Source organism: Azospirillum sp. B4 (assembly GCF_000333275.1).
Lineage (GTDB): Bacteria > Pseudomonadota > Alphaproteobacteria > Azospirillales > Azospirillaceae > Nitrospirillum.
The window spans coordinates 1-12,265 of the sequence record NZ_BACU01000252.1 but is presented as its reverse complement, the minus strand read 5'-3'; the positions used below and the strand labels follow the sequence as shown (position 1 = coordinate 12,265).

Sequence of the window (12,265 nt, the reverse complement as noted above, 5' to 3'; positions counted from 1 at the left end):
CGGCCATAGGGCGTTTCCCACGTGTTGCTGTACATCAGCGAGCCCTCGGGGTTCGCCGTCTTGGCGAAGTCGCCATAGTTGCCCTTGATGCTGCCGGCGATCTTCTGCCCATCGAAGTCGAAGGGCATGTGGGTGCGCAGGTCGACCGTGCCGCCGATGCCGCCTTCGATCAGGTTGGCGGACTGACTCTTGTAGACATCGACGGCGGCCATCAGTTCCGGTGGCACGTCCTCGAAGCTCAACGCCCGACCATTGTTGGCGCTGAAGCTCTCATGGCCGTTCAACAGGCTGTTCACCTGGCTCAGGCCACGGATGGCCACGCCGCTGCCTTCCGCCGAATAATGATCCGGATCGTTGGCGGTGGCGTAATGGCTGATGGTGACGCCGGAGATGCGCTGCAGCACCTCGGTCACGCTGGCATCCGGCAGCTTGCCGATGTCGTCGGCCACGATGCTGTCGATGATCTGCTCGGCCTTTTCCTTGCGCGCGGCGGCGGCCTCCACCGATTTGCGCAGGCCCGTGACCACGATCTCGGTCAAGCCGTCATCCGCTTCCTGCGCCGGGACCGCCTGCTGGGCCCAAGCCGGACAAATGGTCGCGGTGACCAGGATCGCGAACAAAGAAACCCCACCCAGCAGCCCATACGGCTGCCGGCCCACACACTTGGCCATGACTAACCTCCCTCCAGATTTCCTTAAGCCCGGCCAAGCAAAACGGCCGGAACAAAACGGGCTCCGCCAGCCCCCACGCTTCAGCGGGGTTTCATGTCGCAGTCGGTAGCAATTGTCATATTTACGGGATTTGGGAGCGACGCAAGTCTTTTATGATACCGGTCACATTTTTTATTGAGAGGTCCAGAAAACATCACTGCAAATACTTTAATATAATTCAATATTGCGGGGATATGTGGCAAGAATGGCTGCGAGACACGACAAATGTGCTAAGTCGTCTCTCGAAAATTTATTGCCATCTATGCGTGTCGACTATAAGACCCCAGCCTCCAGCCCCGCCCTCGCACGCGTCGCTTGAGGCCGGGTCTGCGCCGCAAGGGCATCAACAGGGAAATTCGGGCGGATGGGGCGAGCGCTGCCGAGATAACTCAATAAAAACATGGATATATAAGATATCCCTCCCTAGGCACGCGGTCAGAACGTACCGCGTTTTCGGTCATTGCGATGATGGGGTCTGATGCGTGGGGAACCCTTTGAAATTGCCACCTGTGCCACATCCGCAACACATACCTTCAGTTGAAACCATTGAAAATATTAAGAAAAATGGAAAATAACGGCGCAAGGAAAGGGACCGGTAACAATTTTCATGTGAGCGCTACCATTCTGCCGTTGCAGGTCCGCATGAATCTCCATATGCATTTATATGACTACGGCGTGACGCACTAAACAACGGCGCGCCGGGCGAATGGCGCGTGGGCTCCGGCCCATGCGGATAAGATAAATCCAGGGAAGGGAAACGCCATGAGTTGGCCCCAGAATTCCTATCGTTCCTTCGTGCTGGCCGGCGCGTCCGTGCTGGTTCTCGGCGCCCTCACCGCCGCCTCCGTCGCCCAGGCCCAAGCCGCCGCCGCGGACGACGACCTGCAGGAGATCGTGGTCACCGGCCAGCGCTTCGCCGTGTCCGACGCGTCCAAGCGCAAGGCCGCCGCGGACATGATCCTGGACAGCATCTCCGCCGACGACGCCGGCAAGCTGCCGGACAACAGCGTGACGGAAGTGCTGCAGCGCGTTCCCGGCGTGTCCATCACCCACTTCGCCGCCGTGGGCGACCCCGACCACTATTCGGTGGAAGGCTCCGGCGTCACCGTGCGCGGCCTTTCCCAGGTCAGCAGCACCCTGAACGGCCGTGAGGCCTTCAGCGCCAACGGCGGCCGCGCGCTGCTGTTCGAGGACGTGCCGCCGGAGCTGCTGGCCGGCATCGACGTACTGAAGAGCGGCTCTCCCGACGTCATCGAGGGCGGCATCGGCGGGTCGGTCAACCTGCGCACCAAGATGCCCTTCGATTACAACAAGGAGACGATCAGCGGCTCGATCGGCGCCAACTACGGCGACTTCATCGAACAGACGAAGCCCAACGCCTCGGTGCTGTACGCCAACCGCTGGCAGACCAGCATCGGCGAGATCGGCGCCATGTTCGACGTCGCCTACAGCGACATCAGCACCCGCCACGACACCATCCAGGTCGAGCCCTACTTCCCCCAGACCTTCAACGGCCAGAACGTCTACGTTCCGGGCGGCTTCGACTGGCGGTCGGGCAACTTCGACCGCAAGCGCCTGGGCGCCTATGAGGCGCTGCAGTGGTCGCCCAACCCCGACCTGACTTTCTATCAGACGGGCTTCCGCTCCGATTACTGGAGCAAGTCGACCGAGGCCGGCGTGTACAACACCGGCGGTAACGCCGTCAACGTGGCCCCGGGCAGCACCAGCACCTTCAGCCCGTCGGGCGGCCTGCTGACGTCGAACAACCTCAGCTCCACCGGCTGGGACCCGCTGCAGATCGGCAATGAGTCGGGCGGCAGCCTGGCCACCGTCAACCCGGGCCTGACCAACCAGCACAACGTCACCACCGACCTGTCCCAGGGCATGAAGTGGACGCCGACGTCGAACTGGACCATCAACACCGACTTCCAGTACGCCATCTCCCAGTCACAGCAGCAGCGCATCGACCTGTTCTCCCAGGTTTCGGTGCCCAGCTACGCCATCGACCTGACCGGCGACCTGCCGTCCATCAAGGTCAGCAACCCGTCGCAGGTCGCCGACCCGGCGCGCACCATCTGGTACGCGACCATGGATCACCTTGAGAACCACATTGGCCGTGAGCTGGCGTGGTCGGGCGACGCGGAATACAAGGTTTCCGAGTCCGGCTTCCTGCGCGCCATCAAGGTCGGCGCCCGCTTCGCCGACCGGACGGAGAAGGACAACGTCTCCACCTACAACTGGGTGGGCCTGACGCCGTCGTTCAACGACCCGTCGACCTTCAAGTACCTGAGCAACGCCGCCGCCGGTGACGTCACCGTCAGCGGATTCAGCAACTTCTTCCGGGGCGCCACCGGGCTGCCCAGCGCAGCCGTCTTCCCGTCCTGGGCCCTGGCCGAAGGCTATCCGGAAAACCTGACGGCCATCCACCAGACCTATGGCCTGCCCGGCGACAACACCCAGCCGGTGGCCTTCACCCCGGCCACGGTGTCGCACACCAAGACGCGTACCGAGTCCGCCTACATCATGACGCGGTTCGGTGACGACAACCTGTTCGGTTGGAAGATGAACGGCAACTTCGGTGTCCGTATCGTCAACAACGAGAACACCAGCAACGGCTCCATCCAGCAGCCGACCGGCACCGTGTTCTTCAACGGCGCCTCGGGCGAACTGCCGGGTGGTTACACCGCCAACGGCGGCGGCCACAACAGCCTGATGGCCCTGCCCTCGTTCAACATCCAGTTCATGCCGCGCGACGACGTGCACCTGCGCTTCGCCGCCTACCAGTCGATGACCAATCCCAGCTTCAGCGCCCTGAACGCCTCGGGGTCATTGAGCCTGACCACCAACAGCAACCATGTGATCACCGGCGCCACCGCGACAGCGGGCAACCCGAACCTGAAGCCGCAGTTGGCCAACAACCTGGACGTTTCGGCCGAATGGTACATGCCGGACGGCCAGTTCCACGTCGCGGGCTTCTATAAGCAAATCAAGGACTACATCTCCTACGGCGTGACGTCGGTGGATGTGCCCTTCGCCCTGCCGGGTGGGGTGGTCCAGACGATGACGGCGGCATCGAGCGGCTACTTCAACGCCTCGCCCGCCTACGTGAAGGGCGCCGAAATCGGCGTGCAGAAGTTCTTCAGCTTCCTGCCGCAGCCGTTCGATGGGCTGGGCATCGACGCCAACTTCACCTACATCAACAGCCGCAGCCCCGGCGACCTGTCCTACGATATGTTGGGCAACCGCATCACCGGCCTGCCGGTGGACCTGCTGTCGAAGTACAACTACAACATCACCGGCATGTATGAGAAAGGCCCGATCTCAGCCCGCCTGGCCTATACTTGGCGCAGCAAGTACCTGCTGACCCCGACCGCCAACGGCACCAACGGCACCTACACCAACGCCGCCGGCCAGACGGTCACCTACAACCTGCCCGTCTTCTCGGACAGCTTTGGTCAGCTGGATGCGTCCATCGCCTACACCTTCAATGACTATGTCACCCTGACCATCGAAGGCCAGAACCTGACCAACAGTGTCACCAAGACGCTGATGGGCTTCGGCGACCAGCAGTATGGCCGCAGCTGGTTCGTGGCCGACCGCCGCTACAGCGCGGTGGTACGCTTCACCTACTGACCGGCCAACGCCGATCAGCCGCGTTTGAGTACCGGACCCCCGGCCTGTCGCAGGCCGGGGGTTTCCCGTTATCAAAAGGATGCATCCCATGGCCGACACCGCGACCACGACCACCCCCGGAAACACGCCGGTCAAGGACGTCCTGATCGTCGGCGGCGGCACCGCCGGCTGGCTGACCGCCGCCTATCTCGCCCGCACCCTGGCGGCGGCGCAACCGGGCGGGGCGCGCCTGACCCTGGTGGAATCGGCCGACATCGGTATCCTGGGCGTGGGCGAAGGCACCTTCCCCAGCATCCAGCGCACCTTGCGCCGCATCGGCATCGACGAGTCCGTGTTCATGCGCGAGAGCGAGGCCACCTTCAAGCAAGGCATCCGCTTCGACCACTGGCAGCACGCGCCAGGCTCAGGCCAGCGCGACCACTATTTCCATCCCTTCCAGTCCGCCATCTCCCGCCAGGACCTGGACCTGCTGCCCTACTGGCTGCTGGGCTGCGCTGGCGATACGCCCCTGGATGAGGCGCTGACGGTGCAGAAGCGCGTGGCCGACGCCGCCCTGGCGCCCAAGCGGTCGGGCGATGATGACTACGCCGCCCCGCTGAACCACGCCTATCACTTCGACGCCGTCCGGTTCGCCCGCCTGCTGCGTGTCGTGGCCATCGACCTGGGCGTGCGGCATGTGATCGACACGGTGGACGCCGTCCCCCTGGACGAGACGGGCGCCGTCGCCGGCCTGGTCACGCGGGAACACGGCACGCTGACGGCCGACCTCTACATCGATTGCACCGGCTTCCATGCCCAGCTGATCGGCCAGGCGTTGAAATCGCCTTACCGGTCCTGTCGCCAGTGGTTGTTCTGCGATCGCGCCGTGGCGCTCCAGGTGCCCTACGACCAGCCGGACGCGCCCATCGCCAGCTACACCGTGTCCACCGCCCATGAGGCGGGCTGGACCTGGGACATCGGGCTGGAGAGCCGGCGGGGCATCGGCCACGTCTATTCCTCCGACCATACCGACGACACGCGGGCCGAACAGGTGCTGCGCGACTACATCGGCCCGGCGGCGGAGGGCAAGACGGCCCGCGCCTTCCGGTTCGAGGCGGGCTATCGTCCGGAACCCTGGGTGCGCAACTGCGTGGCCGTGGGACTGGCCAACGGCTTCTTCGAGCCGCTGGAGTCGACCGGCATCGTCATGGTGGAGGTGGCGGCCGTGCTGCTGACCAGCCTGTTCCCCTGGGCGGGCGACATGGCCACGGCGGCGCGGCAGTTCAACCACATCATGAACCAGCGCTATGAGCGCGCGCTGGATTTCCTGAAGCTGCACTACTGCCTGACCCGGCGCACCGACACCGCCTTCTGGCGCGACAATACCGACGCCGCCACCATCCCCGACACCCTGCACGACCTGCTGGACCGCTGGCGCCACCGCCCGCCAGAGGGGCTGGACTTCGACCTCAACCTCGACACCTTCAGCGAGGCCAGCTGGCAGTTCGTGCTCTACGGCATGGGCTATCAAACCGATCTCAGCGCCAAGGCCGGCGCCTTCCGCCACAGGGAGGAGGCGTGCCGCCAATTCGCCGCCATCCGCGCCAACACCGACCAGGCGCTGGCAGCCCTGCCCCGGCATCGGGACCTGGTGCGCCAGATCTACCACCATGGCCTGCGCCCCCGCGGCATGGCCCCCGCCCGGGCCAACCTGCTGGGGGGCATGGCCGGACTGTCGCGCTGACGAATCCGCCACCAGCCCCCTCCTTGCATATGTCTGATAAACCGCCGGCCACGCGGGCACCGGCGGTTCCACCTCTTGTCTGAAAAATCCGACCAGGAGGCCCGGCATACGGACGTAGCCCCTTGTGAGGTTCACGGCACTGCATCCAGCCCGCCGGCGCGCTTCTCTTTGTCGTCAACAGCGACATCCGCGCAACACTCCACCCGGGATGGAGTGGGCCCGGTGTGACGGGCCGTTATGCTCCGGATTTCAATGCACTTTTTTAATAATCGATACGCAATGGAGCGTTTGGTTATTTCATTCGGGGACTGAATCCTAATTTTGTGTAAAGGAGCGCTACCATTTTTGATGGGACCGCTAACATTCTTTGGTTGCGCGCCCGCAAGAAGTCCCATATGGATTTATATGACCACGGGCTGACGCCGGAGAGCGGCGCCTTGGCAAAAAGACCCACAGTTCTGCTGTGGAATAATATAAATCAGGGAAGGGAAACGCGATGAGTCGCACTCGACGCTCGTATCGTAGTCTTATGCTGGCCGGCGCCTCCGCACTGACCATTGGCACGCTGTCCGCCACCTCTTTCGCATATGCACAAACCGCCCCCGCCGCGGCCGACGACGATTTGCAGGAAATCGTCGTCACCGGCCTTCGCAAGAGCATCCAAAGCTCGCAGGCCATCAAGCAGAACTCGGAACAGATGGTGGATTCCATCACCGCCACGGATATCGGCGCCCTGCCCGACCGTAGCGTGACGGAGGCCCTGCAGCGCATCTCCGGCATCACCATCCAGCGCACGCCCGACCCGCGTGACGCGGACCGCATCTCGGTGGAAGGTGACGGCGTCCAGGTCCGCGGCCTTAGCTGGGTGCGTGGCGAGTTCAACGGCCGCGACAGCTTCTCGGCCAAGAGCGGACGCACACTGAGCTTCGCCGATATCCCGGCGGAGCTGATGGCCGGCGTCGACGTCTACAAGAACCCCTCGGCTGACTTGGTCGAGGGCGGCATAGGCGGCACCATCAACCTGCGCACCCGCCTGCCCTTCGACAGCGAAGAACGCATCATCGCCTACTCCGCCGACTACAGCTATGGCGACCTGGTGGGCAAGGGCAAGCCGTCCGGTTCCGCCCTGTACAGCGACCGCTGGAACACCGGCATCGGTGAAGTGGGCGTGCTGATCGACGTGGCTGACGGCAAGTTCGCCAGCCGCACCGACACGGTTTCGGTCAATCCCTTCCAAGCCCGCACCGACCTGGTGCCTGGCCAGACCGTCTACGTCCCCACCGGCTTGGGCTATCGCAGCCTGGAATTCACCCGTGAGCGCAAGGGCATTGTCGGTGCTCTGCAGTGGCGCCCCAATAGCGACCTGGAATTCACGGCCCAGTATATCCGGTCGGAAGCGACCGAGGAGTCGCTGGAGAACGCCATCGGCCTGGACTCCGGCACCGGCAACGGTCCCGCCGCCGGCACCAGCTTCAAATACGACGCCCAGGGCAACTTCATTTCCGGCACCATCGCCGACACGGTGGGCGGCACCACCAACAATCCTGACGTCATCGACAGCCGCTATGACATCAAGGAGTCGGTCACGTCCGACTATTCCTTGCACATGAAGTGGACGCCGACCAAGAACTGGAACATCACCGGCGACGTCCAGTACATCGACGCCACCAGCAAGCAGCTGGACTTCACGGTTTTCGAGGCCCTGACCTCACCCCTGAATGCCGCCACCCTGACACTGAACGGCAGTGGCCTGCCGACCATCAGCATTCCGGCCAACACCAGCTTCATCTCCAATCCCGCGAACTACTACTACAACGCGGCGATGGACTATCATAACAACAACGAGGCGCATGAGTGGGCGGAGCGCCTGGACGCCGAATACAGCTTCGATGAAAGCGACTGGCTGAAGTCCTTCCGCTTCGGCGTCCGCCACACCGATCGCAAGTCCATCACCCGTGAAACCAACTACAACTGGGGTGGCGTGGTGCAGAGCTGGGGTGCCAACGGCATCCAGACACTGAACCAGACCACACCCGGCGCCTCGTCGGCCAGCCAGTGGCCGTTGCAGAATTTCTACCGTGGCGGCATATCCGTGCCGACGCAGTTCATCATTCCCAGCGCCTCGTTGAGCAAGGGCTTCTACAACGGCGTCGCGGCCCAGTTGAAGGCCTTGTCGGCGGCGGACTCCTACGGCAACTGGATCCCCTTCAACGGCGACTACAACGCCATCACCGGCGGCGGTGCCGGCGTGAACACCCAGACCGAAGAGACCACGGCCGGATACGCCTTGGTGCGTTTCGAGCATGACGTGCCCTTCTTCGGTGGCAACAAGGCGTTCGACGGCAACGTCGGCTTCCGCATCGTCAACACCGATGCCAAGGGCGTGGGCGCCGCCAATTTCGTGACCGTCACCAACATCAACGGGGCGCCGTCGTCGGATCTGGCGTTTGCCAATGGTGCCCGCAGCGTCATCAGCGGCGGCCGCAACTACACCGACGTGCTGCCCAGCGTGAACTTGCGCCTGAAACTGCAGGACAACCTGCAATGGCGCTTCGCCTTCGCGCAATCCATCGTGCGTCCCGACTTCTCACAGCTTCAGCCGTCGCTGAACATCGGCGCGACAGCCGGCCTGTTGGATGGCAATGGCGTCTGCCAGAGCCTGGGCAGCGGCGCCACCGGCAACTGCATCTATCAGTGGACGGGCTATGCCGGTAACCCGAACCTGAAGCCGATGCGGTCCAACCAGTTCGACACCTCCATCGAATGGTACTTCGCCCCAACGGGCAGCATCACGGCGGGCGTGTTCAACAAGGACGTTTTCGACTTCATCACCACGTCGCCCCAGAACGTCTCGTTCACCAACAACGGCGTCACCAAGAACGTGCTGGTGGTGCAGCCCTATAATGCCGGCCAGGGCAGTGTAAAGGGCTTCGAGTTCGGCTATACCCAGTTCTACGACTTTCTGCCGGGCTTCCTCAGCGGCTTGGGCTTCCAGGGCAACGTCACCTTCGTGCAGAGCGAAGGCGGCCGCAACGCGGCGGCCAACCCATACGACGCCACCCAGGTCACCAACGCCGCGCCGACCAACACCAGCCTGCCCCTGGAAGGCATGTCGAAGTGGAGCTACAACCTCGCCGGCATCTACCAAAAGGGCCCGTTCGAGTTCCGCCTGGCCTACAACTGGCGTCAACGCTATCTGCTGACCACGTCGGCGGCCAATATCAACATCCCGGCCTGGTCCGATGATTACGGCCAGTTGGACGCGTCCTTCTTCTACACCGTCAACAGCTACCTGAAGGTGGGCGTGGAGGCGGCCAACCTGACCGATGCGCAGACCCGCATCCTGGTCGGCTATCCGGGCCACCTGACCTATCACAACTGGGTTGATGCCGACCGGCGCTACGCTTTCGTCATCCGCGGCTCCCTGTAACGCTTTCTCCTGGGGAGTCCGCCATCTGGCCCTGTCTTTCCCGCTTGCCGCTGGGAAGGCGGGGCCTTCTTTTTTTTACCGGCCGCCACTACCGTAAGGTGATGGCGGACCAGGCGGCGACAAGACCGCCGATCCTTATCGTCGGGGAGCGAGGACCATGGCCGAAACGATGCGGAACCAACACACGCCGAGTGGGCGCAAGATCGTGATCGTGGGCGGGGGCACCGCCGGCTGGATGGCCGCCGCGGTCCTGGCCCGTGTGCTGAAGGGCCGCTACGGCGCCATCGAATTGGTGGAGTCGGAGGAGATCGGCATCGTCGGCGTGGGTGAGGCCACGATACCCCCCATCCAGTTCCTGAACCACATGCTGGGCATCGATGAGATCGACTTCGTCCGCAAGACACAGGCGACCTTCAAACTGGGCATCGAGTTCGTGAACTGGACTCGCCTGAACCACCGCTATTTCCACCCCTTCGGCCCGCATGGCCACACCATCGACGCCGTATCCTTTCACCATTACTGGCTGCGCCAGCGGGAGAGGGGCGACACCAGCGACATCGGCGATTATTCCCCCTCCACCGTCGCGGCGCGCCAGGGCAAGTTCCAGCCTACGGCGCCCGACGCCCGCCCCGGTACGCCGACCATCGCCTACGCCTATCATTTCGACGCCGCCCTCTATGCCCGCTACCTGCGGGACTTGGCCGAGCGTAGCGGCGTGAAGCGCACCGAGGGCAAGATCGTGGAGGTGGCGCGGCGCGCCACCGACGGTTTCATCGAAAGCCTGCTGCTGGAGAATGGCACCCGCGTGACCGGCGACCTATTCATCGATTGCTCCGGCTTCCGCGGCCTGCTGATCGGGCAGACGTTGAAGGCCGAGTATGAGGACTGGTCGCACTGGTTGCCTTGCGACCGCGCCATGGCCGTGCCCTGCGAAGGCGTGGCGGAATTGACACCCTACACCCGTTCCACCGCCCGGGCGGCCGGCTGGCAGTGGCGCATCCCGCTGCAGCACCGCATCGGCAACGGCTACGTCTATTGCAGCCGCTTCATCAGCGATGACGAGGCGGCGGCCACCCTGCTGGCCAACCTGGACGGCAAGCCCCTGGCCGATCCCCGCCCCCTGCGCTTCACCACCGGCCGCCGCAGGAATTCCTGGACCAAGAACTGTGTCGCCCTGGGCCTGGCTGCCGGCTTCATGGAGCCGCTGGAGTCCACCAGCATCCACCTGGTGCAGAGCGGCTTGTTCCGCATGGTGTCGCTGCTGCCCCGTGATGGTTTCGAACAAGCGACGGTGGATGAATACAACCGCCTGACCAATATCGAATACGAGCAAATCCGCGATTTCCTGGTGCTGCACTACCACGCGGTGGAGCGGGACGATTCCCCCCTGTGGAACCACTGCCGCACCATGGAGATCCCCGACGCGCTGCGCCATAAGATGGATCTGTTCCGCGCCCGGGGCCGCGTCGCCCGCTTCGACGACCAGCTGTTCGTGGAGCCCAGCTGGCTGGCCGTCTTCCTGGGGCAAGGGGTGTGGCCGCGGTCCTACGACCCCGTGGCCGATGTGTTGCCGGACGCCGAGGTGGCGGCCCGTCTGGCCCGCATCCGCCAGGCCATCCGGCACATGGCCGATGGCATGCCCACCCACCGCGATTTCATCAACCGCCATTGCCGCGCCGACCGGCCGGTGGCAGCATGACCGCCGCCGGTTGATGGCCGGATGGGGAATAAGAACAATGGGGCGGCTGGATATGAGCGCATCGAAGGCGGAGAGGGAATCCAGCGGCCGCATCACCGTCATCGACGCCCTGCGGGGAACGGCGCTGGTGGGCCTGTTCCTGCTTCACACCATCGAGCACTTCGATTTCCTGAGCGACGCGGCCGTACCGCCGGCTTGGCTGAAGCCGTTCGACACCGCGGCCCACGACACCGCCTTCTTCCTGTTCGCGGGCAAGGCCTACGGCATCTTCGCCCTGATGTTCGGCATCAGCTTCTCCTTGATCCTGGGCAGCTGGTCGCGGCGGGAGGGCAGCGCGTCCGCCCGCTTCCTGTGGCGCCTGGCGGTGCTGTTCGGCATCGGTTATCTCCACGGCCTGATTTACTGCGGCGATATCCTCACCATCCTGGCCATCATGGGCACGCCGCTGGTGCTGCTGCACCGGCTGGGCGACCGGGCGCTGCTGGCCCTGGCGGCCGTGCTGCTGATCCAGCCGCCCACCCTGTGGCTGGTGGCGGGCCTGCTGAGCGGCACCGCCCCCACACCGGCCGTCCCCTTCCACTGGACGGTGTACGAGGGTCTGATGCCCATCTACGCCAACGGCGGCTTCTGGGACGTGGTGAAGGCCAACCTGTGGCAAGGCGTGCTGGCCCGCACCTTCTGGACCATCGAGACCGGCCGCTACCTGCAGATGATGGGGCTGTTCCTGGTGGGCCTGGTGGTCGGCCGCAATCACATCCTGGAGAATGCCGCGCGGCATCGCCGGTTGTTGCAAGGCATCCTGGCCAGCGGCGCGCTGGCCTTCGCCGTGCTGTATCCCCTGAAGCGCCTGGCGGAGGGCGCCGGCCTGCCGGCCATGACGGCCTACGAGGTGACCAACCTGGCCAACGCCTATTGCGGCCTGGCGCAGATGGCCATCTGGGCCAGCGGCTTCGTCCTGCTGTATCCCCGCATCCAGGCCCTGGCGCCGCTGCGGGCACTCGCCTCCTTCGGGCGCATGAGCCTGACCTGCTATGTCACCCAGGCGCTGGTCTTCGTGCCGCTGTTCTATG

The 12,265-nt window shown here is 64.1% G+C and carries 6 protein-coding genes; 5 read left to right on the top strand and 1 reads right to left on the bottom strand.

Annotation, left to right across the window (positions count from 1 at the left end; translation table 11 throughout):
• On the bottom strand, positions 1-539 hold a 539-nt coding region (locus I55_RS10620; protein ID WP_211100309.1), incomplete at its 3' end, for a TonB-dependent receptor plug domain-containing protein.
• Positions 540-1,472: 933 nt separating this feature from the next.
• Between I55_RS10620 and I55_RS10615 the strand changes: the two genes are divergently transcribed.
• The 5 genes from I55_RS10615 to I55_RS10595 all read left to right on the top strand — a co-directional run.
• A complete protein-coding gene (locus I55_RS10615) occupies positions 1,473-4,343 on the top strand; it encodes a TonB-dependent receptor (protein ID WP_044560518.1) in 2,871 nt (956 codons plus the stop codon).
• A gap of 88 nt (positions 4,344-4,431) precedes the next feature.
• A complete protein-coding gene (locus I55_RS10610; protein ID WP_044560521.1) occupies positions 4,432-6,066 on the top strand; it encodes a tryptophan halogenase family protein in 1,635 nt (544 codons plus the stop codon).
• 496 nt (positions 6,067-6,562) lie between these two features.
• Positions 6,563-9,496, top strand: a complete 2,934-nt coding sequence (locus I55_RS10605) for a TonB-dependent receptor (protein ID WP_044560517.1) — start codon at positions 6,563-6,565, stop codon at positions 9,494-9,496.
• Positions 9,497-9,653: 157 nt separating this feature from the next.
• Positions 9,654-11,195 (top strand): tryptophan halogenase family protein, encoded by a 1,542-nt coding sequence (locus I55_RS10600; RefSeq protein WP_252181104.1) that lies wholly within the window; start codon positions 9,654-9,656, stop codon positions 11,193-11,195.
• A 52-nt stretch (positions 11,196-11,247) separates the two neighbouring features.
• Positions 11,248-12,265: DUF418 domain-containing protein (locus I55_RS10595; RefSeq protein ID WP_159107158.1), on the top strand; the 1,018-nt coding region annotated here is incomplete at its 3' end.